Origin of the sequence: Qingrenia yutianensis, from assembly GCF_014385105.1 — a bacterium.
Lineage (GTDB): Bacteria > Bacillota > Clostridia > UMGS1810 > UMGS1810 > Qingrenia > Qingrenia yutianensis.
Genome location: NZ_JACRTE010000001.1, coordinates 83,157 through 108,138, shown reverse-complemented (window position 1 = coordinate 108,138; position 24,982 = coordinate 83,157). Strand labels below are relative to the sequence as shown.

The following is a 24,982-nucleotide window of genomic DNA, read 5'->3' as shown; positions in this document are numbered from 1 at the left end:
TATGGAGCTGGTGATGGGACTCGAACCCGCGACCTGCTGATTACAAATCAGCTGCTCTACCAATTGAGCTACACCAGCATATTAAGTTTTAAAGTGAAGTTGGTGGGCGGTACAGGGCTCGAACCTGTGACCCTCTGCTTGTAAGGCAGACGCTCTCCCAGCTGAGCTAACCACCCGAACAACACAAGAGTTATTATAACATAAGCATCATAGCTTGTCAAGAAAAATTTTCAATTTCTTTAAAAAATTTTTATTTTTCTTTAAAATCTCCTGTTTTACACGAAAATCCGAAAAAATGACGGATAAACCGTGCGAAAATCCGACTGCGCCTGCAACGGATTTTCGCTTTGGTCGGGGTTAAGGGATTCGAACCCCCGGCCCCTTGGTCCCAAACCAAGTGCGCTACCAAACTGCGCTAAACCCCGTCGCAAATGCAACTATTACATTTTATTATAAATCTCCGATATGAGCAACGGCGTTATTTTTAAATTATCGGCATATTTTGTCTATTTTCTTCGTATTTCGCACTTTTTCTCATTATTTTAAACTTTTTGATTTTTTATTGCATCTGTCAAGCACAAATTTTACCCCCGAATACACAATCAAAAACAACCCGATATAACCGAAAACAGGATAAACTTTTGACACCATTTCGGAAAATCCCATAAGCGAACACAGAAAAGCAAAGGCGCATATGTAAACCGCTGTATTTTTTTCAGCACAAAACGAGTTTGAGCAAAATTTTATAAGTGAAAAAAGCGACGACACCGCGGTTGTGAGCATTGCAAAAAACATCAGCACGGTATAAAACAGGCTCGCATTCCCGGCAATTTTCAAAAGCGGAAGTTCGAGCGTTAACGCGTCGTCTTTGAATTTTAGTAAAACAAGAAATAAAACAATGCTTACGGCAAAAAGCATAATTCCCGACATAACCGCCGACAAAAGAGGCGTCCGCCTATTTTTAAGCATATCCCCCATTTCGCAGAAAACGCAGATTATACCGACCGAATTGTAGCTTGCGTACACAAGCGACGAAACAAAAAGCTGTGCGATACCGCCAAAATCAGAAAAAGCCTCATGTGTGTCCAAAAGCGAAATAATTCCTATATAAATAATTCCGAAAATCATCATCGGCGCAAGATACGCGTTTGCATTTAAAATTCCGTAAATGTTGCGGTAGAAAATTACACCGCACACAGTGCACATCAGCGCCGACCCGAAAATATACGGCAGAGAGAACATCTGTTTAAAAAGCGCACCGCTTCCTGCCGTCATTGCACACAAAAGCACAAACGAAAAAGCATATATAAAAACATAAATAATTTTTGCAAAAAACGGATTTGCTATGTATTCAAGATATTCGTATGTATTTTTTATGCTGTTTTCCGCAACCGTTTTTGTTACGGCATAAAAACAGAATGCAAGCACAAAGCACGCCGTAAACAGCCCCAAAATCCCCCATTTTCCGAACGGCAGAAAAAACTCCGCAATTTCCCTGCCCGACGCAAATCCTGCGCCGATTACTGCGCCTAAAAACGTGCAGGAAAGCAAAAAAGAACATTTTAAAACATTATTTTTCATAAATACCCCCAAAAGTTTGCCAAAAAGTCCGATTTTCCTTGACAAATCGCAAATATTTAGATAAACTAGTATATGTATATTCTTTTTGTAAAATAAATATAAGTTTACATATTTTGTAAGGAAAGGATTTTAAAATGAAGAATACCGAAAAAACAATGGAAAAAATCGTCAGCCTTTGCAAAACGAGAGGTTTCGTTTATCCAGGATCCGAAATTTACGGCGGTCTTGCAAACGCGTGGGATTACGGCCCGCTCGGCGTTGAATTTAAAAACAACGTAAAAAAGGCGTGGTGGAAAAAATTTATCACCGAATCAAAATATAATGTAGGTCTTGACGCGGCTATTTTGATGAACCCTCAAACCTGGGTTGCGTCGGGTCACGTAGGCGGATTTTCAGATCCCCTTATGGACTGCAAGGAGTGCAAAGCGCGCTACCGTGCCGACAAGCTTATTGAAGATTATTTCCACGACAAGGGCGAAACCGTTGTTGTTGACGGCTGGGACAACCAGAAAATGTACGATTTTATCGTTGATAATAAAATCGCCTGCCCCAAGTGCGGAAAAGTAAATTACACCGAAATCCGCAAATTCAACCTTATGTTTAAAACCTTCCAGGGCGTTACGGAGGACTCAAAATCAGAGCTTTATCTCCGTCCCGAAACCGCACAGGGTATTTTTGTAAACTTTAAAAACGTTCAGAGAACCACAAGAAAGAAAATTCCTTTCGGTATCGGTCAGATAGGTAAATCCTTCAGAAACGAAATCACACCGGGCAACTTTGTCTTCAGGACAAGAGAGTTTGAGCAGATGGAGCTTGAATTTTTCTGTCAGCCCGGCGAGGATTTAAAATGGTTTGCATATTGGAAAGAATACTGCAAAAACTTTCTTTTGTCACTCGGCATAAAAGAAGAAAACATCAAAATGCGCGACCACGAAAAAGAAGAACTTTCGCATTACAGCAACGCTACAACCGACATTGAGTTTATGTTCCCGTTCGGCTGGGGCGAGCTTTGGGGAATTGCCGACAGAACAGATTTCGACTTAAAACAGCATATGAACCACTCGGGCGAAAACCTCGAATATTTCGACCAGACCACAAACGAGCATTATATCCCCTACTGCATCGAACCGTCGCTCGGCGCGGACAGAGTTGCGCTTGCGTTCCTGGTTGAAGCATACGACGAAGAAAAAATTTCGGACACAGATACAAGAATTGTTATGCACTTCCACCCTGCACTTGCACCGTTTAAAGCCGCAGTTCTTCCGCTTTCCAAAAAGCTTTCGGAAAAAGCTGAAGCGCTCCGCGATGAGCTTTCAAAACACTTCGCGTGCGATTTTGACGATGCGTCGAGCATCGGTAAAAGATACCGCCGTCAGGACGAAATCGGAACTCCGTTCTGCGTAACATACGATTTTGAAACGGAAGAAACGGGAATGGTTACAGTCCGCGACCGTGACACAATGGAGCAGGTGTCCGTTAAAATTGAGGACGTTGCGGCATACATTGAAGAAAAATTAAAATTTTAAGTTTATATATATAAAAGGGATTGAATTTTCAATCCCTTTTTTTGCAATAATATTCCGGCGGTTTGCCCGTCACTTTTTTAAAGGTTTTATAAAAATTCGACGCGCTGTTAAATCCGCACTGCTCGGCAATTTCCAACTTTTTAAGCTCGGTGGATTTTAACAGTCCGATTGCCATTTCGACGCGTTTTATCACAATATATTCCCACGGCGAAATCCCGTTGAATTTCTTAAAAACGGTTGAAAAATATGTTTTGTTCATTGCCGCCTCTTTTGCAAGACGGTCAAGTGTGATTTCGTCAGAAAGGTTGTCGTCGATAAATTTGAGAGCGCGGTTTATGCACGAAAGCGACTGCGCGGAATTTTGAAAATCGCTTTTTTCGTTTATATAGCCGTATTCGCGCGTAAGGTGCGTGAAAATTTCGACAAGATACATTTTTGCCATCATATCGCTGTTGAATTTCTTGCTGCCGACCTCGTTTTCAAATTTAAAAATAAGGTCTTTTATAACGCTTGTATACGGATTTTTTCTGTCAATGCGGTTTTCAAAATTTTTACCGCGGTCGAAAAATATGCGGATAAAATTTTTGTCGGCAAGCATTTTGTCCGACCACAAAACGCGCGGTTCAAAGTGGATGTTTATAAGGTCGAATTTTTCGTCGCCGTAAATATCGGTTATGCAGTGCGGTTCGTCACTGCCGAACAGAAAAACGTCGCCTTTTTTAAATTCGTATCTTTTGTCGGAAAGCGAATACACACCCGCACCGCTTTTAAAAAGCGACAGCTCGCACTCGGTGTGGTGATGCTCGCGGTAGTCCCTCTTTCCCGACGGCACGGTGGAATGAAATATTTTAACAAGTGGTTTGTTTTCTTCATAATATAAACTTTTTTCGGCAAACCGCATTTTTATCAATCCTTTAAAACAGAATATAGTGGATAAACTTACAAATATAGTAGATGAAAAATTTCCTTGAGCGATATATAATCATATTATAACAAAAATACGATTATGTCAAGGAGGAATAAATTTTGAACAAAAATTTAAGCGACATTATTTCAGAGAATGTCAACACTTGCTCTTCACCGTCCGATTTAAAAATTACGGACATCAGAGTTGCAAATCTTAACGGCGCGCCCAAGCACTGCCCTCTTATAAAGGTTTACACAAATCAGGGCATTGTCGGTTACGGCGAGGTTCGCGACGCGTCGAGCGCTACATATGCGCTTATGTTAAAATCGCGTATTGTAGGCGAAAATCCGTGCAATGTTGACAAAATTTTCCGACGCATTAAACAGTTCGGCGGTCATTCGCGTCAGGGCGGCGGTGTCTCGGGACTTGAAATTGCAATGTGGGATTTGGCAGGCAAAGCCTGGGGCGTTCCGCTCTGGCAGATGCTCGGCGGAAAATTCCGCGACAAGGTTAGAATGTACTGCGATACCGACGTTGACGGAAAGCATACCGGCACAGATATGGGCCACGCGCTCAAAAAACGTATGGAACAGGGCTTTACGTTCCTTAAAATGGACCTCGGAATTGAGCTTATGCTGGACGAGCCGGGTTGTCTTAACGCGCCTTTGGGATTTTTGGAGGACATCAAAAAATACTCTATGAAGGCGATTAACCATCAAAAAGGCTCTATAGATATGGATATGATGCTGGGCAAAAACTACGAAATTTTCACAATTCCGCACCACGCTACAGGCATACATATGACCGAAAAAGGCATGGATTATCTTGAAGACTACGTAAAACAGGTTCGCAGCGTTATCGGCTATGAAGTTCCGCTTGCTATCGACCATTTCGGTCACGTTTGCATTGAGGACTGCATAATGTTTGCAAAACGTCTTGAAAAATACAACATCGCGTGGATTGAGGACATTGCGCCGTGGCATTACACAAAGCATTTTGAGAAAATTTCAAATGCGGTTCACGTTCCCATCTGCACCGGCGAGGACATTTATCTTGCCGAAAACTTCAAACCGCTTATGGAAAACGGCGGAGTTTCGGTTGTTCACCCCGACATTTTGACGGTCGGCGGAGCTATGGAAATGAAAAAACTCGGCAATATGTGCGACAAATACGGCGTTGCTATGGCAATTCATATGGCGGAAAGCCCCATTGCTTGTATGGCGGCAATTCACGCGGCGGCGGCTGTTCAGAACGTTCTTGCAGTTGAATTTCATTCGGTTGACATTCCGTGGTGGAACGATCTTGCATACGGCATTGCAAATCCGCTCTTTAAAGACGGTTTCGTAGACGTTCCCAACAAGCCCGGTCTTGGCATTGACAGCTTAAACGAGGAGCTTATTTCGGAGCATATGCACGAAAAATATCCCGAAATGTGGGCAGATACATCTTTCTGGGACAACGAATGGGCGAACGACAGAGAATGGAGCTAAATCCCGTTTAAAAATTTAAGGAGAGTTTAAATATGGGTGAAAGAATGAAGATTTTCGAGTATTTCGACAAATACAGAGATTTCACCGACGAAAGAGTTAAAGACGGCATTGAAAAGTATAGAAAAGGCAATTTAAAAATAAACGTGACAGACGCGGACGGCAAGCCTGTGAAAAATGCGAAAATCTCGTCAAACGGTACAGGATATGCCGAAACACGCGGATTTTACGGCGATTACGATGTTGAAATCACAGCGGACGGCAAATGTGCAAACGGCAAGATTAAATTTTCTAAAAACGGCGGAAACGAATTTTCGTTTTCAATTTAAAGGGTGACAAAAATGTTTGATTTAAACGGAAAAACAGCGCTGGTTACCGGCGCGACACAAGGTATAGGCTTTGAAATTGCAAAAGTATTGTCCGAACACGGCGCGTTTGTTTATATAAACGGTGCGTCGAGCGAGGAAAAATGCAAAAAAGCGAGCGAACAGATTAAAAACAGCGCTCCCGTGCGTGCAGACCTTTGCAAAATGAGCGACATTGACGCTATGTATGAAAAAACAGGCGATGTTGACATACTTGTTCTCAACGCGTCAATTCAGTACAAGCGCAAATGGAACGAATTTACCGAAGAGGAATTTGACGCACAGTTTAACTGCAATATCAAAAGCACATACTATCTTATAAAGAAATACTCCCCGAAAATGATGGAGAAGAAGAACGGCAGAATTGTCACAATCGGCAGTGTGAACCAATACAACAACCACCCCGAGCTTTCGCTCTACGGCGTGACGAAAGCCGCACAGATGAAACTTGTCGAAAATATCGCTCCGTCGCTTGCGCCGTACGGCGTGACGGTTAACAACGTTGCGCCCGGTGCCATCAATACCCCCCGAAACACGACGGCATTAAGCGACGGCGATTTTTTGAAAAAGGTTGAGGCGAGCATACCGTGCGGATACGTCGGCACACCGTCCGATATTGCCCCAGCTGTGCTTTATTTGTGCAGTGACGAGGCAAGATACATCACCGGTTCGGAAATCATTATAGACGGCGGAATGCACCTGTAAATAAGGAGAATAAATATGAGCAGACGCGATGATATTTTTGTAAATTTTAACAAATACAAAGAAGAAACCGAAGAAAGAGTAAAAAACGGCATTGAGCTTAACCGAAAAGGTTTTGCAAAAATTAAACTTGTTGACAAAGACGGAAAACCGGTTGCCGGCAAAAAAATCAAAGCCGAACAGAAAAAACACGAATTTTTGCACGGCTCAAACATTTTTATGCTTGACGAGTTAGAGTCGGAGGAAAAGAACGAGAAATACAAAAAGGCGTTTAAGGACGCGTTTAACGAGGCTACCCTGCCCTTCTACTGGAGTGACCTTGAGCCTGTTCAGGGAAAACCGAGATTTGAAAAGGACAGCCCGAAGGTTTACAGACGTCCTGCGCCCGATTTGTGCCTTGAATACTGCGAAAAATACGGAATAACACCAAAGGCGCACTGTCTTACGTACTTTAATTTTCAGCCCGACTGGGTCAGCAAAACCGATATCCGCGATATGAAACAAAAGCTTGAAATAAGATACAAAGCGCTTGCGGAACGCTATGCAGACCGCATTAACGGCTGGGAGGTTATAAACGAATTATTCTGCACACAGCCGCCTTGGAGCAAAAACGCATTTTTTGTGTCCGACGACGTGCTTGACTGGAACTTCAAGCTTGCGGAAAAATATTTCCCGTCAAACGAACTGATTATAAACGAGGCGTCGCAGGTGTGGAAATGGTGGCACTTTGCATATACGCGAAGCGGATATTATCAGATGATTAAAAACGGCTTGGACAAGGGACTGCGCATTGACACAATCGGTATGCAGTATCACGTGTTCGACCGTGCGCCGAATGAGAAAAACAACGTAACCGATATGTATAATCCGAAAGCGCTGTTCAGCGTTCTCGATACTTACGAGAAACTCGGCAAACCCTTGCAGGTTACCGAAATCACAATTCCTGCATATTCGGATACTGCCGAGGATGAAAAAATTCAGGCAGAGCTTATCGAGAATTTATACAGCATCTGGTTCAGCCACAAGGCGGTTGAGGCGGTTATTTACTGGAATTTGGTTGACGGATATGCGGCCTGGGCGCCTCAAGGCGATATGACGGTGGGCGAAAACATATTCAGAGGCGGACTTTTGCGCTTTGATATGAGCAAAAAACCTGCTTACGATATGATTAAGCATCTGTTTACCGAACGCTGGATTACAAACACCGAAGCTGAAACAAACGGCGGCGGAACGGCGAAATTCAGAGGATTTTACGGCAATTATACAATAACCGTCGATGACAAAAAATTTGACATTAAGCTCAAAAGCAACACGGAAAATGAAATTAAGATACAATTATAATCCGAGGAGGGTTAAAAATGAATTTTAACGTTAAAGAAGAAATAATTAAACTTACACCGCAGTGGAAAGGCGAAAGACTTCCCGACGGCAGACCCAAAGTTGACGTGAAATACTTGAAAGCGCTTAAAAATCTCACGCTTGAAGAGGTTTGGAAGCCTATCTTCGTAAAAGGCTACGAAAGCCAGTTTGAAGGCAGATTTCACACACTTCACGACGACGGAAGGAAGCTTATCGGACGTGCGGTTACCGCTACATACTGCCCGTTCCGTCCCGATTTTGACGAGGTTGTAAAGGACATCGGCAGAAGCGAAGGCAGAACAGGTACATACAATCAGTGGGTTATTGACAATCTTATGGAATACGACGTTCCCGTTATTGATATGTATGACAAAATCTACAAGGGCACATTCTTGGGCGGAAATCTTACAACCGCGCTCAAAAACAAGACAAAAAACGAGAACGGCGGTGCAGTAATCTGGGGCGGTGTGCGCGATACCGAGCAGATGAAAAAAGTTGAAAACACACAGGTTTACTACCGAGGAATTGACCCCACACCGATACGCGACTTTATTATGACAGCATACAACACGCCTACACGTATAGGCAACGCAATCTGCCTCCCCGGCGACGTTGTTTTCGGCGCAGGCGGCGGAGTTTTGTTTATCCCCTCTCATCTTGTTGAGGAGGTTGTCGGCGGTGCGGCAAAAACACAGGTTAAAGACTTGTTCGGTTTTGAAATGATTACGCTCAACAAATTCACAACCGCGCAGATTGACAAGAACACCTGGACAAAGGATATGCTCGACCTGCTTATGGAATTTATCGAAAAAGACGACAGAGCGGCGCAGTACCGCGGTCTTGACTGGTCGCACGAATACGACCTTGCAATAAACGGCGACCCGAACGATACACAGTCGGCGCTCTAAAATTTGACATTTTTCAAAATAGGTGCTATTATTATACAGACAGTCAAAATAAATTTGATTGTCTGTATTTTATTTACTTCCCGAGAGGTGCATACAAATGTCTATTGAAAAAGTGAGAGACTATTTTAAAACACTGAATATTGACGGCAGAATTTTGGAATTTGACGTTTCCAGCGCAACGGTGGAGCTTGCGGCAAAGGCGCTGAACTGTGAGGGCGCGCGGATTGCAAAATCCATTTCATTTATGAAAAATGACGAGCCGATTTTGGTTGTCACCGCCGGTGATATGAAAATCGACAACGCAAAATATAAGAAAAAATTCGGTGTAAAGGCAAAAATGCTCACTCCCGACGAGGCGGCAAAACTTATCGGTCACGCGGTCGGCGGTGTTTGCCCGTTCGCAGTAAACGATGGTGTAAAGGTGTATCTTGACGAATCGTTAAAACGTTTTGACACCGTTTTCCCTGCGTGCGGAAGCTCAAACAGCGCCATAGAAGTAACCGTCGCCGAGCTTGAAAAGCTTTCAAAATGCGACGAATGGGTTGATGTGTGCAAAGCAAAAGAATAAAGTAAACATAAAAAATCCGCTCTCACATACAAGAGCGGATTTTATTTTTGAGAAAAAACTTAAATCATAGATTCGTAAAGCTTTGCAATTTCCTCTACGCTTGTGTCTTTCGGGTTGCCCGGACGGCAAGCGTCGTCATATGCAGACTGCGCAAGGAACGGAATATCCTCTTTCTTTACGATTTCTTTCAAATCGGCAGGGATACCAACGTCCGCCGCAAGCTTTTTAACCGCGTCAACCGCAGCTTTTCTGTATTCTGCCTGCGTCATTTTTTCTGTTCCCTCAACGCCCATAGCTTTTGCAATATCACGGTATTTTTCGCCCGTTGCTTCAGCATTGTATTCCATAACAACAGGAAGAATTATAGCGTTTGCAACGCCGTGGGGTGTGTCATAAAGCGCACCGAGGGGGTGAGCCATAGAGTGAACGATGCCAAGTCCGACATTTGAAAATCCCATACCTGCAACATACTGACCGAGCGCCATTCCCTCTCTGCCTTCGGGAGTGTTTTCAACCGCACCGCGGAGCGAGCGCGAAATAATTTCAATAGCTTTTAGGTGGAACATATCCGAAAGTTCCCACGCGCCTTTTGTGATATAACCCTCAATAGCGTGTGTGAGCGCGTCCATACCTGTAGCCGCCGTAAGACCTTTGGGCATTGACGACATCATATCAGGGTCTACAACCGCAACAACGGGAATATCGTGCGGGTCAACGCAAACGAACTTTCTGTTTTTCTCAACGTCGGTTATAACATAGTTGATTGTAACCTCCGCCGCTGTTCCTGCGGTTGTGGGAACCGCGATAATCGGAACGCATTTATTTTTTGTGACAACCGCGCCCTCAAGACTTCTTACGTCCTCGTGTTCGGGGTTGTTTATGATTATGCCTATTGCCTTTGCGGTGTCGATTGACGAACCTCCGCCGATTGCGATAATATAGTCGGCGCCTGCTTTTTTAAACGCCGCAACACCCGACTGCACGTTTTGAATTGTCGGATTTGCCTTAATATCAGAATAAATTTCAAACGCAAGCGAATTTTTTTCCAGCACGTCCGTAACCTTTTTTGTTACGTTAAACTTAATAAGGTCGGGGTCGGAACACACAAATGCCTTTTTAAGACCTCTCGTTTTAACCTCGTCGGCTATACTCAAAATTGCGCCCTTTCCGTGATACGATGTTTCGTTCAGTACAAACCTGTTTGCCATAAAAAATCAGCTCCTTTAAGTAATAACATACATTTATTTTAAAGAAAAATGTCAAAACATCTTTCGTTAAAATCAGTTTAGCACCTTATTTTCAAAAAATCAATCAAATACAGCAAAATTTACAGTTATTTCAAAATTCATTCACAAATATTTCACAATTTAATTTTTTAAAATTCCTCGATAAAACGTTTTATAACCTCAAACGAATTTTTCGCCGCAAGCGGAACAAATTTGTCGTAATCCATATGCGATTTTTCGTCCGCACCGTCGGAAATTGCACGCAGAACGCCGAATCTTGTGCCGTTTATAAAGCACACGTGACCTATGCTTGCGCCCTCCATTTCGCACGCGATTGCATTAAACGTATCGCGTATAAAATTCTTTCTTTCGGTGGTGCACACAAACTGGTCGCCCGACGCGATAACGCCCGCTTTGCAGTTTATGCCAAGACTTTTTACGCATTTTTCAAGAAGTGACGAAACTTTTTTGTCGCACTCTATATTTATAATGTTAACGCCCGATATAAGTCCAATCGGATCGCCGAGCGGAGAAGTATCAAGGTCGTGATGCACAACGCTTTTTGCAACGGCAATATCGGTCGTATTAAGCTCATTCGTAAGCGTTCCGGCAACGCCGATATTCACAATAACGTCCGGGTTATAGCGCAAAATCATCGCCTCGGCGCACACCGACGCAAAAACCTTGCCTATTCCGCATTTTGCAGCAACCATATCTTTGCCCGAAATTTTGCCTCTGCAAAACTCAATTCCGCTTATTGTTTCGGTTTCGACATCCGTCATAACCGCTTTTATATGTTCAACTTCAACCTGCATTGCGCCGATAATACCAATCATTCGCCAATCTCCTTGAATTCCTTTTTATACTTCAACGGTGAAACTCCTATGTTCTTTTTGAACATCTTGGAAAAATTGAAAACGTCGTCGTAGCCTACCATTTTGGCGGTATCCGCAACCGAAAAATCTTTTATGAGTATCGCAGCTTTTTTCATTTTTGTGTCGATTATATACTGCTGAAGGCTTATGCCCTTTTTCGCTTTGAAAAGACGCGTAAGATACCTTTGGTCTAGGCTCACCATCTTTGCAAGCTCGCTGACATAAAGGCGCGAAAAATAGTTTTCCTCGATATATCCGGCTAAATGCTCCACAAGCTCTTTTTTGTGGTTTTCGCCCTCAAAAAGGTTGGAAATCAAAAGGAAAATTTTTGCCGTGAGATATTCCTCGCGTGTGTTTTTAAGCCTGTCCGATTTTACCATATCGGTAAATATTTTTCCGTCAACTTTAAACACGCAGTCTTTAAGTCCGTCAAGCTTTTCTGCAACTTTTCCGTCAAAACCTATCCATATGTATTCCCACGGGTCTTTTTCGTCTGCGCGGTAGGTGCACACCTCATTAGGCTTTATAAGAAACGCGTAACCGGGCGTAACCTCGGCGTCAAAGCCTTTTTTCATAAATCTGCCCTTGCCCGAAACAACATAGTGAATAAGATAATATTCTCTTATATGCGGTCCCCAAGTATGCGACGGAGGACACTTCTGAAACCCGAACTGCAAGGGATTTATGTCGGTATAACCCTTGTTAAAAAACACCTTTTCCAATTTTCCACCTCCTTTATGTGCATTTTTTACATTTTCATAATTTAGTTATATTATAACATAAAATTTCTGCACTTTCAATACCTTTTTCTCAAATTATGCTTTTTTGGACTTTGCTTTTTTTAACTTCTTCTCGAAAAATTCAAGAATATTTACAACCAAATACATAAACGGCTGAACAAGCGCGACAAACAAAATCAGCAAAAGCACCTCGTAAACCGACAGAGGCGAAAGCGTGAACATTTTCGGGAAAAGCAATGCCGCGGCAAAAAACGCCGTAACCATTGCGCCCCAAAGTATTTTTCTGAATTTGTTGAACGGCTTGCACACGCGGTAAAGCATTGTAAGCCCCACAACGCCCAGAACGATTGTCACCATTGACGACATTTCGTCAAAACCGATATTTGCATATCCGGCGAGAATACAAAGGTAAGACACGAGAAATATGTTTGTAAATCCCGCGGGAAAAGCCTTATATATGACATTTCGCATAAACTTTCCTTTAACAAGGTCGTTGTTCGGCAAAAGCGCAAGGAAAAATGCCGGAATGCCGATTGTCGTGGTGCTCACAAGCGTGAGCTGTGACGGCATAACGGGATAATTTATCGCAAAAATTATCGAAATCAACGCGAAGAAAAACGAAAAAATGTTTTTTACCAAAAACAGCGCCGCCGTGCGTTCGATATTGTTTATAACTCTTCTTCCCTCTTTCACCACGCTCGGAAGCGCGCCGAAATCGGAATTTAAAAGCACAAGCTGTGACACCTGCGACGCAACGTCACTGCCCGACGCCATAGCAATACTGCAATCCGCCTCTTTGAGTGCAAGAACGTCATTCACGCCGTCGCCCGTCATTGCAACGGTGTTGCCGTTTTCTTTCAGCGCAATTATAAGCCTGCGCTTTTTCTCGGGCGTAACGCGTCCGAAAACCGTGTAAAGGCTCACCGCGCTTGCAAAATCCGCGTCGTTCTCAAGTTCACGCGAGTCAACGTAATCCTCCGCGCCGTCAATACCTGCGCTTTTCGCAACCTCCGACACGGTTTTGGGATTATCGCCTGAAATAACTTTTATTTTTACACCCTGTGATTTAAAAAATCTAAACGTATCGGGTGCGTTTTTTCTTATTTTGTTTGAAATCACAACAAGCGACAGCGGAACAATCTCATCGGTGATATTTTCGCCGTCAAACTCACCCAAATGCTCGGCGAAAAGCAGAACACGGCTTCCGTGATATTCGTTTATTTTTTCCGCAAGTGCGGAATAATTGTCACCCATAATAATCTCGGGCGCGCCGAGAATATAGCTTGTTTTATCGTCAAAATTAACCGCACTGTACTTTTTCTCGGACGAAAACGCAAACACCTTTTCTGCTTTTTTTCCAAGTCCGTCCGCCCCTTCAAAATGCTCTTTGAGCGTGTTTATCGTGGCATTGTCACCGTCCGCAGCATTGCAGAAATCGCAAAGTATTTTTTCTGTTTTCTCTCTGCCCGTGTCCTCGTCAAGCACGCACAAATCCGAAAATTCCATTTTATCCTCGGTTATTGTGCCCGTTTTGTCAACACACAAAACGTTAACCCTCGCAAGCGCCTCGATGCAACCCATTTCGTGCACCAGAGTTTTGCGCTTTGCGAGGCGCATAACGCTCACAACCAGTGCGGCGGTAGTGAGAAGATAAAGTCCCTCGGGGATCATTCCGACAAGCGCGCCGACGGTTGAAACAACCGCGGTTTTATAGTCGGTATGCAAAATGCAAATCTGATTGAAAAGCATTAAAAATCCAATCGGAATTATTAAAATTCCAATCCATTTTACAAGATTGTCAAGCGCGTTCATCATTTCCGATTTTTTATTGTTGTTTTTCTTTTTCGCCTCAAGAGTAAGGCGCGACACAAATGAATTTTTGCCCACGTTGTCAAGACGCGCGTAAACTTTTCCCGACACAACAAAACTGCCCGACAAAAGCGACGAGCCTATTTCCTTTTTAATTTCGATATTTTCACCGGTAACGAGTGCCTCGTTGAGCGACGCAGTTCCCGATATAACGGTTGCGTCGGCGCAAATTTGACTTCCTGCCGAGAATACGACAATATCGTCGCGCACAAGGCTTGACACCGCGACCTCGCACTCCTTGCCGTCACGCACGACCGTTGCCTTGGGTGCGGACAGAATAGTCAGTTTTTCAAGCGTTTTTTTTGAGCGGATTTCCTGATAAATTCCTATCACCGTGTTAATTACGATAACAGGAAAAAACGTCAAATCATTATACGAGCCGACAAGCGCAACGCACAGCGCGAGAACAAAAAACACAAGGTTGAAATATGTAAATACGTTTGATTTTATAATCTCGGCGGCGGTCTTTTCCGCGCCTTTCACCTGCTCGTTGTAAAGACCTGCCGCTTTTCTAACAAGCGCCTGTTCGGTCGTAAGCCCCGTTTTTTCGTCGGCAAATATTCTGTTTTTATGATATATTTGTGTTTCCAATTTTTTATCCTCTGAATAAAATTTTATTCGTTCTTATCTTTACTTGCAAGGCTGCCCTCGAAAAGTCCCGTTTCGCCGTTACCTTCGGTATAATTTTTCTTTAAATCCTTAACATTTGCCGCGCTTTCGCCATCACCGAAATACGGAATAAAACTTTGCGCAACCTTCGATTTTCCGCGCGATTTAACATAAAACGCACCGATAGTGGAAAACACCGCCGCGCCGATAAAGTTGACAAACAAATCTTTCATTGTGTCGATAATGCCGATGTCAACATATCCGCCGTTCACCGTTTCGGTAAGATTTTTGCCGTCTTTTGCATAATAAATCACCGTTTTGGATATATTTTCAAGCACGACGGGTTTGTTAAGATGTTCGGGATTGAGAATTGATGATGCGAAATTCTGCACGATAAAGTCTTTCTGCATATCGTACAGGAAGAATCTGTCCATAGAAAACTCAAAAAATTCCCATATTATTCCGATTGTCATAGAAAAGCAAAACGCCACAAATGCCACAAAAACGGGTGACATTGTGAGATGTATTCTCGGGCTTTGGTTTAAAATATCCACCATTGCAAAGCCGATTGCCGCCATCAAAAAGCCGTTTACCGTGTGCAGAATTGTGTCCCAGTTTTTAAAATGCGAATAAAAATTCTGCATTTCGCCCAGGATTTCCGCACTGAAAATGAAAACTATAATTACGATTTCAAGCGCAGTCGGAAGCTTTATGTTAAAACCTCTGTCCAAAATCGCCGGTATGAAAAACAGAACCAGCGTCAAAAGGCATAAGAAAACATTGTCATAATTGCCCCTGATAAGCTGAACAATCATCAGCGCGGTTACAAGAAAACGCAAAACAACGTAAATCGCGACACTGCGCTTGTTTACCGCGGTAACTTTGCCCCATTTTATCTGTTTTTTAGCCTTGGTTTTATCTCTTTTTTTCACCAAATCACAACCTTTTTGTATTATTATAAACCAACTGCACGTTTCAAATTCCTGTTAAAACATTTCCTCACAGATTTCGGGAACATAGTCAAAATTGTTTCTGCGCATATTTAACAGCCAATCAATAATTTCGGTATTTCTGTACGCAAAATCTATGCCGTCGTTGTGTCCCAAACCGTCAAGCTTTAAAAGACGTGCGTTTCCGCCGTTTGCATTAACGGCGTCTGCCATAAGTTTGGAATATGTAAACGGTACAGTATCGTCCGCACTGCCGTGCACTGCAAAAACGGGCGTTTTTGCAAGCTTTGCACATCTCCACGACATACCTCCGCCGGCAACGGGCGCAATACCGGCAAAAAACGACGGATATGTAAGTCCCATCGACCACGTTCCGAAACCGCCCATACTCGAACCGGTTATGCAAATGCGGTCGTTTTTTATGTTAAATTCTTTTACAACACTGTCAATCAGCGATTTCACTTTGTCAACAATATTGTCCCACACGCAAAGTGCCGGACACTGCGGTGCAAGCACCACGGCAGGGATTTCTCTGCCCTCGTTTATAAGCTTCGGTATTCCGTGACGGTACAGGTGCGAAACGTTTTCTCCGCGCTCGCCTGCGCCGTGGAGATACACAATCAGCGGTAAATTATCGTTGTTTTCATTGTAAAAAACCTTATAATTCATCGAAAAGTCGTCTTTTTTGTAAACACAGTCTTTAAAATTCATTTTTATAATTTTTCCTCCCTTGTTGATAGCATAAGACTATTTTAATACATTTTTCCTCATTTTACAACGTTTTTAATAAAATTTTATAAAATTTTCAAAAAACCTCCGAAACAGTTCATTTCGGAGGTTCTTGTTTTAATATTTTATTGTGTAATTCTCGCCGTAAATTCCGCTTGCAACTCCGCGCTCGATAAGCGCTTTGTTGTCCTCGTGCGCGATAAGCCATTTATTCTTTCTGAACAAAAGCTTGTCATCATACTTTCCGTCGAGCGGAAGATTTGTGCCTTTGGGAAGTCCCACAACGCAGAAGAAACCGTCATCGCTCACCTGACACGGGCAGAAATGGAGAGTTGACGCATAAACCTCAATCATTTCGCCTTTTTTAACGTAAAACGCTTTTGCGTCAGCAGAATTGAATTTACCGTCTTTCATTTCAAAGATTGTGCCGAGAATAAGCACAAAATCGGTAACCGCAATGTTAACCTCGGAGCCTTTGTGAAATTCAAGACCGTTGAGCGTAGTACTGTGACCGTAGCACGCGCCGATTTGCGTGTCCAGCTCGCCGTATACTTCGTTTTTGATTTTCTCCGCGATTGCAAGGTTTTCAAGGCTTGCAACGCCAGCTTCGTATTTAGAGCCCTCGTCCGGATACGGCATTTTTTCACATTCCGCAATAATTTCCGAAACGTCAAAACCTTTTATAACTCTGCCGTATTTTGCAAATTCGGGGTCATTTACAGTAAAAAATTCAATATTTTTATTCTTTTCCTTTAAAGTGTTAAGCATAGCTTTCTCCTTAAAATATTAAGTAAATTATTTTATAATTCTTACTTTCATAACGTTTTCGAGCGCCTCAAATTCCTTTGCGATTGAAGCGTCAACATCATTGTCAAGGTCGATAATCGTGTAAGCCAAATCTTTACGGCTTTTGTTAATCATATTTGCAATGTTGAAATTATCTTTCGAGCAAAGCTTTGTGAAATTGCTTACGCAGTTGGGAACGTTTTTGTGCGCGATTGCAATTCTCGTTTTGCCCTCTCTGGGAAGCGAGCAGTTCGGGAAGTTAACCGAATTTACAATGTTTCCCTCGCAGAGATAATCCTGAATTTCAACGCTCGCCATTTTAGCGCAGTTATCCTCCGACTCGGGTGTTGACGCGCCGAGATGCGGAATACAAACAACATTTTCAAGTCCTAAAATGTTGTCATTCGGGAAATCTGTAACATATGCCGCAACAGTTCCGTCTTTCAGAGCCTCTTTGAGTGCCTCCTCTTCAACAAGACCGCCGCGCGCAAAGTTAAGTATTCTCGCGCCTTTTTTCATAATCGCAAAAAGGTCTTTGCCAATCATACCTTTTGTGGAATCGTTAAGCGGAACGTGGAGAGTTATGTAGTCGCACTCTGCCACCAAATCTTTAACGTTGTCGGCTTTTTTAACGTGTCTTGAAAGTCCCCAGGCCGCGTCAACCGAGATGTACGGGTCGTAACCTATAACGTCCATACCGAGGTGATAAGCCGCATTTGCAACCATAACGCCGATTGCTCCCAGACCGATTATACCAAGCTTTTTGCCCTCGATTTCGGGACCGACAAAATTGCTTTTGCCTTTTTCAACAAGCTTGCCGACGTTTTCGCCCTCGCCTTTTAAGGTTTTTGCCCATTCCATACTCTGCGCGATTTTTCGCGACGAGAGGAAAAGACCTGCAAGCACAAGCTCTTTAACCGCGTTTGCGTTTGCGCCGGGAGTGTTGAAAACAACAATTCCTTTTTCGGTGCATTTGTCAATGGGAATATTGTTTGTGCCGGCGCCTGCTCTTGCGATTGCCTTAAGGTTGTCGCCGAGCACGCTGTCGTGCATATTAAAGCTTCTTAAGATTATACCGTCGGGGTCTTTCGCGTCGTCCGAAACGTTAAAAACGTTTTTGTCGAGAAGGTCAAGTCCGCAGGCGGCAATTTTATTTAAAGTTAAAATTTCCATAATTTTACCTCCGAATTATTTGTTTTCCGTTTCAAATTTCTTCATAAATTCAACAAGCTTTTTAACGCCGTCAACAGGCATAGCGTTGTATATGCTTGCACGCATACCGCCTACCGAACGGTGTCCTTTAAGGTTTACAAGACCGTTTTCTTTTGCTTCCTTTATGAATTTTGCGTTAAGCTCGTCGCTGTCCGTTACAAACGGAACGTTCATAAGCGAGCGGTCTTTCTTCTCAACCGTGCCTTTAAACATTGAAGAACTGTCGAGGAAGTCATACAAAAGACCTGCTTTATATTCGTTAACTTTCTGAATTTCTTTAATTCCGCCGAGTTTGTCGAGCCATTCGCAAACGAGAGAGCACATATAAATTGCAAATGTCGGGGGTGTATTGAACATCGAACCGTTGTCGGCGTGTGTTTGGTAGTTGAGCATTGTCGGGGTGATGTCAAGCGCATTGCCGATTAAATCTTCCCTGACGATTGCAACGGTAAGACCTGCCGGCGCCATATTTTTCTGCGCGCCTGCGTAGATGATGCCAAACTTGTTAACATCAATCTCCTGGCTCAAAATTGACGACGACATATCCGCAACAAGCGGAACGTTTCCGACGTCGGGAAGTGTTGTGTATCTTGTGCCGTAAATGGTGTTGTTATGCGTGATATGAACATAATCCGCGTCTTTCGAGAACATATCCGCCGAAAGTTCCGGAATGTACGAGAATGTTTTGTCCTCGGACGAAGCAACAACGTTAACATCGCCGTATCTGCCTGCCTCTTTAGCAGCTTTTTTCGACCATACGCCCGTCAAAACATAATCTGTTTTTTTGTTTTTGTAAAGGTTTAACGGCACCATTGCAAACTGTGTTGACGCACCGCCCTGCAAAAACAAAACTTTGTAGTTGTCACCGATGTTTAAAAGCTTTCTCAAAAGCGCCTCGCAGTTATCAATAATATTCTGAAAATCGGAGGAACGGTGACTCATCTCCATAACCGACATACCCGAACTGCCGTACGAAATCAATTCTTTCTGTGCTTTTTCGAGCGCCTCGAGCGGCAAACACGACGGACCTGCTGAAAAGTTATAAACTCTGTTCACTTAAAATTCCTCCAATAACATTTTAAATTTTCCGCATAATGGTTATGCGGATTTTATATTAACAATTATCGTTTATTATATAACATTTTTTAATAATAGTCAATGGCTAAAAGCCACAAAAATGAATTATTATTAAAAATTTATCTGATTTTTCGTCCTTCAAGATAAAAACGCTTGTCGCACGCCTCGCCCATAGAAAAAGTTTTCCTCGGCAATGCGCCGTCGAGAATGACGGTTTTAAACAAATCGCTCTTTTGCATAGCGTTTAAAAGTATGCCGGCATTTCCTTTTTCTTCGGCAAGCTTTTCCGCAACAGACGCGCCGTGAATATAATCCACACTTCCGCCGTTTTCTTTCAAATATCCGTCGATAAAGCTTTGAATACAGCCGACAGTAAGATTAAAATCGGGATTTTTTATAACATATGCGGTTTTTGTGCCGTTTGACACAATTTCAAAATCGCCCTTGTCCGCTTTTTCGATTTGGTATTTTTCCGCAAGCGCATTTACGAATTTTTCTTCGTCAACACCGAAAACAACGCGGTGAATAGGCTCAAAAACAAGCGACTCGTCGTGAAGATTTACAACCTCGACAAGCGCATAACGCAAGGGAAGATTTTTCGCCTCATCCCCTATTTTTGCCTTTTCGTTTTCATAGCAGGTTTTCGCAGTCGCGAGCGAATGGTTTCCGTCGCCCACAGCATACTGCAAAACGCCTTTTCCGCTCACCGAATATTTTTCTTCAAATGCTTTCTTATCGCCGAGTTTTTCAAGTTTTTCAAGGATTTCGTCCGTGTCGGTGATTTTATATCCCTTTATTCTGCCCGAATTTTCCATAAGCGAAAAATTGTAAATCGGCTCGAGTGCCGATTTGTCGATTTTTTCGATAATTTCTTTTTTATCGTCGTCAATTAAGAGCATAACGTGCGGAAATTCCAAAAGCGCATCGCATCTAACCTTTACACGGGGCGGAATTCTTTCCAGAACAGTGCCTTCCGTCGCGCGGATTTTGCTTTGCGAGCCGACGTTAAAATCGTATTCTTCAAGGTCGATAACACCGACAATTCCCTTTCGCACACTGCCGTTTTCAAGCGTGCGCTCAACATAAATAAGACACGGCTCGGTTTCGTAAACGTTGCCGTTTTCAAGACATTTTTTCATCGCATCATTGATTTTTGCCGTACGCTCGTCCGCATCACCGTCATTTAAATAAATTTCGGGAAAAATCATATTGAGCACAGACGGTGCATTTCCCACGGTTTTTTTCACGCTTTCCCAATACTGCGGTTCGGAGGTGTACTGGTCGCACGCCACAACGCTCCATTTTTCCATATCGCAGTTTTTGGGAAGTATAATTTTTGCTTTATCAAAAACAGACATTTTTATCGTCCTTTCATATGTTTTTTGCACATTTATGTATCTATTTTAGTATTTTTCAAACAAAATTTCAAGTATTTTTAAAAAAACAGTATCTTTTTTTGAAAAATATGTTACAATTAGGATATAATATTGGTAATTTCAGCTATATTAGCATTAGTGAGGTTTTACGGACTATGACACAAAAAGAAAAACTTTCCGCATTTTTTGCCGACGATTTGTATGTTCCGATGACGCTTGACGATATAAAAGCGGTTCTCGGCGTACCCGACGGCGACACGGCGGAATTTGAAAACATAATAAAAGAGCTTTGCGATGACGGAGTTATTGTTAAAACCAAGAAAAAACGCTATGTGCTCGCAAAAACTCTCGGTCTTGTAAGCGGAAAATTTCAGAGCACCGAGCGCGGTTTCGGGTTTATGCTCTGCGGGGACGGCGACATTTTCATTCCGTCCGACAAAACAGGCGGTGCAATGAACGGCGACACGGTATCGGTGCGAATAACGAGCAGAAAAACCAAAACCAAGCGCGGTGAGGGCGAGGTTGTGTCGGTGCTCAAGCGCGCGTCGGAATATATTGTCGGCACGTTTGAAAAAAACCGTAATTTCGGGTTTGTTGTCCCCGACGACAGGCGCATCAAGCAGGATATTTTTATTTCAAAATACAAAAATTCGGGCGTTAAAGACGGTGACAAGGTTGTTTGCAAAATCACGGAGTTTAACGCCGAGAGAAAAAATCCCGAGGGAATTATTACCGAAATTCTGGGCAATTATGCCGAGAAAGGCGTTGACGTTCTGTCGGTTATAAAGCGTTTCGGAATTGATGACGAATTTGACGTAAAAACGCTTGCCGAGGCGGACAAAATAAGTGAAGAAATAAAAGAATCCGAAATTCAAAACCGACGCGATTTCCGAAAAGACACCGTTATCACAATCGACGGCGCGGACGCAAAAGATTTGGACGACGCGGTGTGCGTCAAAAAGAGCGAAAACGGATATATCTTATCCGTTCACATTGCCGACGTTACGCACTATGTAAAAGAAAACGGCGCAATCGACAAGGAGGCATACAAGCGCGGAACGAGCGTATATTTTGCCGACCGCGTTGTGCCTATGCTCCCGAAAAAGCTTTCAAACGGCATATGCTCGCTCAATCCGAGGGTTGACAGGCTGACTTTATCTGTTATAATGGAAATTGACGAAAAGGGAAATCTTACAAATTCCGAAGTATGCGAGGGAATTATCAAAACAAAAGAACGTATGACCTACGAGGACGTCACGAAAATTCTTGACGGCGACAAAGAGCTTTGCAAAAAGTATAAGCATATTTTGGACGATTTGTATTTAATGCAGACGCTTGCACTTATTTTAAAGGGAAAACGCCTAAAAAAAGGCGGTATCGACTTTGATTTTCCCGAAACGAAAATTGAGCTTGACGAAAACGGCAGACCGATAAAGATTTCAAAACGCGAAATAACGATCGCAAATTCGATTATTGAGGAATTTATGCTGATGTGCAACAAAACGGTTGCAGAAACGTTTTTCTGGGCAAGCGTGCCGTTTGTATACCGAGTGCACGAAAAACCGTCCGCGGAGAAAATAACGGCGTTTAACGAATTTGTCAAGAATATGGGATTTTCAATAAAAGGCGCGTCCGAACCGCACCCGAAAGAATTTGCGCGTCTTTTGGACAAAATCAAAAACACACCCTACGAAAGAATAATTTCAACCGCGCTTTTGCGTTCGCTTATGAAAGCGAAATATTCGTCGCAGAACGCAGGACATTTTTCGCTTGCGTTTGAATATTACTGTCATTTCACGTCGCCCATAAGACGTTACCCCGACCTTGCTATTCACCGAATTATAAAGGAATTTTTAAACGGCGGTTTAACCGAGGAGCGAATAAATTATCTTACCGCGTTTACCGAGCGTACGGCAGTTCATTCGAGCGAAACGGAAATCACCGCACAGGAGGCGGAACGCGAGGTTTGCGACATCAAAAAAGCTGAATTTATGGAAGATAAGGTCGGCGGTGAATTTGACGGAATTATTTCGTCGGTTACATCGTTCGGATTTTTTGTTGAACTTGAAAACAGCGTCGAGGGGCTTGTGCGCGTTGCCGACCTTGACGACGATTATTATGTTTATGATGAGAAAACCTATTCCCTGCGCGGTGAGCGGAGCGGAAAAATTTATAAAATCGGCGACGAAGTGAAAGTTATCGTTGCAAATGTTGACGTACTTTCGCATAAAATAGATTTTGTTTTAAGTTGAGGTGTAAAAATTGGACAGTATAAAAATAATTGCACAAAATAAAAAAGCGTGGCACGATTATTTTATAATCGAGCAGTTAGAGTGCGGTATCAGCCTTGCCGGAACGGAGGTAAAATCTCTGCGTGACGGCAAAGTTAACCTCAAAGAAGCATACGCGCAAATTTCAAACGGCGAGGTTTACATAAAGCAAATGCACATAAGTCCGTTTGAAAAGGGAAATATTTTTAATAAAGACCCTATGCGCGACCGCAAACTTCTTTTGCACAAAAGCGAAATAAGAAAGCTTATAGGTCAGACAAAAGAAAAAGGTTTTTCGCTTGTGCCGACAAAAATTTATTTTAAAAATTCAAAGGTTAAGGTAGAAATTGCACTTGCACGCGGCAAAAAAGATTACGACAAGCGCCAAAGCATTGCAAAAAAAGACGCACAACGCTCAATGGACAGAAAAATGAAAGAATTTAGGTATCAGAAGATCAAACCCCGTGTGGTTTAAATAGGCAAATTTTCCAAAATACTGCGTTGAAAAGCTATGTTATACGTTAGTATTAACTCAGCTTTTCTCCTTGTCTTTTTAAAAAATTTGCTCTATTTAAACTCTTCGACCTTCCGTTTTAAAAATTATTTGAATTTTCGGTACGGAGGACGAAGATAGGCTGACGCCTTTCGAGGACGACAAGCCGAAAAGGCATGAAATTTTTAAAATGCAAGGCATACGGGGTTCGATCCTCTGATGCCTAACCAACGATAGCAAGATACAGCAAAACCCCGTCAAAAACGGGGTTTTGCTTTCTTATCAGTCAATATTTATCAGTCTACATAATCGTCGGGTGAAGGACCGAAATCGTAAACATCTTTGTACGCCTCAATTTCGTTTTCATCAATCGGTGAAATCTGAATAAGTCCCGTACAGTCGGTTGCCGATGCAGCTTTGCAGGTGTCGAGAAGGTCTTGTTCCCAAATCGGAACAGCGCCGTTTTCTTTTTTCTTTTTCGTTCTCTCACGCCTTATTTTGCTCATAATTTCAGCTCCTTTGCCTTAATATTATCCGCAAATAAGACGTTTTTAATGCAAAACAAAAAACGGCAAAAATGCCGTTTCTATTTAAAAATTATTTTTCCATTTTAACGTTTTTTATCTTTTTCGCAGCGTAAAAAATCCGTTCTTCATCACATTCGGGAGATTTGAAATCATAATTTCCGCCGAACATTCCGACAATTTCAAAGCCGTTTTTTTCGGCGGTTTTACGTATTTTTTCATCGGTGTAAACTCTTTCGGTATGCTGTTCGTCAAAACGTCTGTAAAGCCCGTTTTCGTTTACAAAAAACGTGAGATAAAACGTGCATATGCCCTCGTCTTTGTCAAAATCATTTTCCCAGACATAGTAAATATCGTCGCTGTCGTATGTAAAAACGTTGTCCGATAAAATATGCTCAAATTTATACGGCGAATTTACATCAAATATAAACAATCCCTCGGGATTGAGATAATTATTCGCGTAATTGAACATTCTTTCAAAATCGTCCTCACAGTCCAAATGATTTACGCTGTCCAAAAGGCACAGAAACGCGTCAACCGTGCCGTAAAGTTCAAAATCAGCAATATCCTGATTAAGATACAGAATGTTCCTTTCGCCGCGCTTTTCCATAGCAATATTAAGCATACTCGGCGAAAAATCCACACCTATCATATCGAAACCCGAATCAGCCAGAAAATTGCACACCGTGCCCGTTCCGCACGCAAGGTCGCACACAAGCGACACCTTGCCGTTTGCATATTTATCAAAAATTTTCTTCACAAAATCAGCAATTTTTTCGTATTCGACATCATAAGTGAGCTTATCGTAATAATAAGCAAAATCAGCATACTGTTCCAAAATAT

Annotated in this window: 23 protein-coding genes and 3 tRNA genes; 9 read left to right on the top strand and 17 right to left on the bottom strand. The window is 42.7% G+C overall.

The window, feature by feature from the left end; translation table 11 throughout:
- Positions 1-2 precede the first annotated feature (2 nt).
- The 4 genes from H8706_RS00510 to H8706_RS00495 form a co-directional block, all read right to left on the bottom strand.
- Positions 3-78: transfer RNA gene (locus H8706_RS00510), tRNA-Thr, on the bottom strand.
- 22 nt (positions 79-100) lie between these two features.
- A tRNA-Val gene (locus tag H8706_RS00505) sits at positions 101-176 on the bottom strand.
- A gap of 172 nt (positions 177-348) precedes the next feature.
- Positions 349-425, bottom strand: a tRNA-Pro gene (locus H8706_RS00500).
- A gap of 112 nt (positions 426-537) precedes the next feature.
- Complete coding sequence (locus H8706_RS00495; protein WP_262431069.1) at positions 538-1,581, bottom strand: YkvI family membrane protein; 1,044 nt, start codon at positions 1,579-1,581, stop codon at positions 538-540.
- A gap of 134 nt (positions 1,582-1,715) precedes the next feature.
- On the opposite strand from H8706_RS00495, the gene H8706_RS00490 reads away from it, so the two are divergent.
- Complete coding sequence (locus tag H8706_RS00490) at positions 1,716-3,107, top strand: glycine--tRNA ligase (RefSeq protein WP_262431068.1); 1,392 nt, start codon at positions 1,716-1,718, stop codon at positions 3,105-3,107.
- A 28-nt stretch (positions 3,108-3,135) separates the two neighbouring features.
- Here the strand turns inward: H8706_RS00490 and H8706_RS00485 are convergent, their stop codons facing one another.
- Positions 3,136-4,008, bottom strand: coding sequence for an AraC family transcriptional regulator (locus H8706_RS00485; RefSeq protein ID WP_178348209.1), 873 nt, complete (start codon positions 4,006-4,008; stop codon positions 3,136-3,138).
- A 125-nt stretch (positions 4,009-4,133) separates the two neighbouring features.
- Between H8706_RS00485 and H8706_RS00480 the strand changes: the two genes are divergently transcribed.
- The 6 genes from H8706_RS00480 (at position 4,134) to H8706_RS00455 (ending at position 9,403) form a co-directional block, all read left to right on the top strand.
- Entirely contained in the window at positions 4,134-5,504 is a 1,371-nt protein-coding gene (locus H8706_RS00480; RefSeq protein WP_262431067.1) for a mandelate racemase/muconate lactonizing enzyme family protein, read from the top strand.
- Between the two features lie 32 nt (positions 5,505-5,536).
- A complete protein-coding gene (locus H8706_RS00475; protein ID WP_262431066.1) occupies positions 5,537-5,830 on the top strand; it encodes a peptidase associated/transthyretin-like domain-containing protein in 294 nt (97 codons plus the stop codon).
- Positions 5,831-5,842: 12 nt separating this feature from the next.
- Positions 5,843-6,571, top strand: coding sequence for an SDR family NAD(P)-dependent oxidoreductase (locus tag H8706_RS00470; protein ID WP_262431065.1), 729 nt, complete (start codon positions 5,843-5,845; stop codon positions 6,569-6,571).
- Positions 6,572-6,586: 15 nt separating this feature from the next.
- Positions 6,587-7,909 carry an endo-1,4-beta-xylanase gene (locus tag H8706_RS00465; RefSeq protein WP_262431064.1) on the top strand — a complete coding sequence of 441 codons (1,323 nt, stop codon included), beginning with the start codon at positions 6,587-6,589 and terminating at the stop codon, positions 7,907-7,909.
- A gap of 17 nt (positions 7,910-7,926) precedes the next feature.
- The gene (locus tag H8706_RS00460; RefSeq protein ID WP_262431063.1) at positions 7,927-8,835 is read left to right on the top strand and encodes an RraA family protein; all 909 of its coding nucleotides are present in this window, start codon (positions 7,927-7,929) and stop codon (positions 8,833-8,835) included.
- Between the two features lie 97 nt (positions 8,836-8,932).
- Positions 8,933-9,403, top strand: a complete 471-nt coding sequence (locus H8706_RS00455) for a YbaK/EbsC family protein (protein WP_178348203.1) — start codon at positions 8,933-8,935, stop codon at positions 9,401-9,403.
- 59 nt (positions 9,404-9,462) lie between these two features.
- Here H8706_RS00455 and fucO read toward each other — a convergent pair whose 3' ends face one another.
- The 10 genes from fucO to H8706_RS00405 all read right to left on the bottom strand — a co-directional run bounded on the left by fucO (position 9,463) and on the right by H8706_RS00405 (position 20,834).
- The gene (gene fucO, locus H8706_RS00450) at positions 9,463-10,611 is read right to left on the bottom strand and encodes a lactaldehyde reductase (RefSeq protein ID WP_178348202.1); all 1,149 of its coding nucleotides are present in this window, start codon (positions 10,609-10,611) and stop codon (positions 9,463-9,465) included.
- Between the two features lie 167 nt (positions 10,612-10,778).
- Positions 10,779-11,465: a 5'-methylthioadenosine/adenosylhomocysteine nucleosidase gene (locus H8706_RS00445; RefSeq protein ID WP_262431062.1), complete on the bottom strand. Its 687-nt coding sequence runs from the start codon at positions 11,463-11,465 to the stop codon at positions 10,779-10,781.
- Positions 11,462-12,217 carry an AraC family transcriptional regulator gene (locus tag H8706_RS00440; protein WP_262431278.1) on the bottom strand — a complete coding sequence of 252 codons (756 nt, stop codon included), beginning with the start codon at positions 12,215-12,217 and terminating at the stop codon, positions 11,462-11,464. The genes H8706_RS00445 and H8706_RS00440 overlap by 4 nt, the downstream gene beginning before the upstream one ends.
- Positions 12,218-12,319: 102 nt before the next feature.
- Positions 12,320-14,704, bottom strand: a complete 2,385-nt coding sequence (locus H8706_RS00435; RefSeq protein WP_262431061.1) for a cation-translocating P-type ATPase — start codon at positions 14,702-14,704, stop codon at positions 12,320-12,322.
- 23 nt (positions 14,705-14,727) lie between these two features.
- Positions 14,728-15,654: a hypothetical protein gene (locus H8706_RS00430; RefSeq protein ID WP_262431060.1), complete on the bottom strand. Its 927-nt coding sequence runs from the start codon at positions 15,652-15,654 to the stop codon at positions 14,728-14,730.
- Positions 15,655-15,708: 54 nt separating this feature from the next.
- Positions 15,709-16,383, bottom strand: coding sequence for a carboxylesterase family protein (locus tag H8706_RS00425; RefSeq protein WP_262431059.1), 675 nt, complete (start codon positions 16,381-16,383; stop codon positions 15,709-15,711).
- A gap of 135 nt (positions 16,384-16,518) precedes the next feature.
- Positions 16,519-17,169, bottom strand: a complete 651-nt coding sequence (locus tag H8706_RS00420; RefSeq protein ID WP_262431058.1) for a DUF4867 family protein — start codon at positions 17,167-17,169, stop codon at positions 16,519-16,521.
- 27 nt (positions 17,170-17,196) lie between these two features.
- Positions 17,197-18,363, bottom strand: a complete 1,167-nt coding sequence (locus H8706_RS00415) for a phosphoglycerate dehydrogenase (protein WP_262431277.1) — start codon at positions 18,361-18,363, stop codon at positions 17,197-17,199.
- 12 nt (positions 18,364-18,375) lie between these two features.
- Positions 18,376-19,455 (bottom strand): 3-phosphoserine/phosphohydroxythreonine transaminase, encoded by a 1,080-nt coding sequence (gene serC / locus H8706_RS00410; RefSeq protein ID WP_262431057.1) that lies wholly within the window; start codon positions 19,453-19,455, stop codon positions 18,376-18,378.
- Positions 19,456-19,595: 140 nt separating this feature from the next.
- Positions 19,596-20,834, bottom strand: a complete 1,239-nt coding sequence (locus tag H8706_RS00405; RefSeq protein WP_262431056.1) for a DUF1015 domain-containing protein — start codon at positions 20,832-20,834, stop codon at positions 19,596-19,598.
- A gap of 173 nt (positions 20,835-21,007) precedes the next feature.
- On the opposite strand from H8706_RS00405, the gene rnr reads away from it, so the two are divergent.
- Both rnr and smpB read left to right on the top strand, forming a co-directional pair.
- Positions 21,008-23,104, top strand: coding sequence for a ribonuclease R (gene rnr, locus H8706_RS00400; protein WP_262431055.1), 2,097 nt, complete (start codon positions 21,008-21,010; stop codon positions 23,102-23,104).
- Positions 23,105-23,114: 10 nt separating this feature from the next.
- Positions 23,115-23,597, top strand: a complete 483-nt coding sequence (gene smpB / locus H8706_RS00395; RefSeq protein WP_262431054.1) for an SsrA-binding protein SmpB — start codon at positions 23,115-23,117, stop codon at positions 23,595-23,597.
- A 314-nt stretch (positions 23,598-23,911) separates the two neighbouring features.
- Here smpB and H8706_RS00390 read toward each other — a convergent pair whose 3' ends face one another.
- Both H8706_RS00390 and H8706_RS00385 read right to left on the bottom strand, forming a co-directional pair.
- Complete coding sequence (locus H8706_RS00390; protein ID WP_178348158.1) at positions 23,912-24,121, bottom strand: hypothetical protein; 210 nt, start codon at positions 24,119-24,121, stop codon at positions 23,912-23,914.
- Positions 24,122-24,212: 91 nt separating this feature from the next.
- Complete coding sequence (locus H8706_RS00385) at positions 24,213-24,977, bottom strand: class I SAM-dependent DNA methyltransferase (protein ID WP_262431053.1); 765 nt, start codon at positions 24,975-24,977, stop codon at positions 24,213-24,215.
- Positions 24,978-24,982 lie beyond the last annotated feature (5 nt).

Excerpts from the sequence above, each read along its gene's own strand:
- H8706_RS00495 (WP_262431069.1), bottom strand. The coding sequence starts at position 1,581 with ATGAAAAATAATGTTTTAAAATGTTCTTTTTTGCTTTCCTGCACGTTT.
- H8706_RS00490 (WP_262431068.1), top strand. The coding sequence starts at position 1,716 with ATGAAGAATACCGAAAAAACAATGGAAAAAATCGTCAGCCTTTGCAAA.
- H8706_RS00485 (WP_178348209.1), bottom strand. The coding sequence starts at position 4,008 with ATGCGGTTTGCCGAAAAAAGTTTATATTATGAAGAAAACAAACCACTT.
- H8706_RS00475 (WP_262431066.1), top strand. The coding sequence starts at position 5,537 with ATGGGTGAAAGAATGAAGATTTTCGAGTATTTCGACAAATACAGAGAT.
- H8706_RS00470 (WP_262431065.1), top strand. The coding sequence starts at position 5,843 with ATGTTTGATTTAAACGGAAAAACAGCGCTGGTTACCGGCGCGACACAA.
- H8706_RS00465 (WP_262431064.1), top strand. The coding sequence starts at position 6,587 with ATGAGCAGACGCGATGATATTTTTGTAAATTTTAACAAATACAAAGAA.
- H8706_RS00460 (WP_262431063.1), top strand. The coding sequence starts at position 7,927 with ATGAATTTTAACGTTAAAGAAGAAATAATTAAACTTACACCGCAGTGG.
- H8706_RS00455 (WP_178348203.1), top strand. The coding sequence starts at position 8,933 with ATGTCTATTGAAAAAGTGAGAGACTATTTTAAAACACTGAATATTGAC.
- fucO (WP_178348202.1), bottom strand. The coding sequence starts at position 10,611 with ATGGCAAACAGGTTTGTACTGAACGAAACATCGTATCACGGAAAGGGC.
- H8706_RS00445 (WP_262431062.1), bottom strand. The coding sequence starts at position 11,465 with ATGATTGGTATTATCGGCGCAATGCAGGTTGAAGTTGAACATATAAAA.
- H8706_RS00425 (WP_262431059.1), bottom strand. The coding sequence starts at position 16,383 with ATGAATTTTAAAGACTGTGTTTACAAAAAAGACGACTTTTCGATGAAT.
- H8706_RS00420 (WP_262431058.1), bottom strand. The coding sequence starts at position 17,169 with ATGCTTAACACTTTAAAGGAAAAGAATAAAAATATTGAATTTTTTACT.
- H8706_RS00405 (WP_262431056.1), bottom strand. The coding sequence starts at position 20,834 with ATGTCTGTTTTTGATAAAGCAAAAATTATACTTCCCAAAAACTGCGAT.
- rnr (WP_262431055.1), top strand. The coding sequence starts at position 21,008 with ATGACACAAAAAGAAAAACTTTCCGCATTTTTTGCCGACGATTTGTAT.
- H8706_RS00390 (WP_178348158.1), bottom strand. The coding sequence starts at position 24,121 with ATGAGCAAAATAAGGCGTGAGAGAACGAAAAAGAAAAAAGAAAACGGC.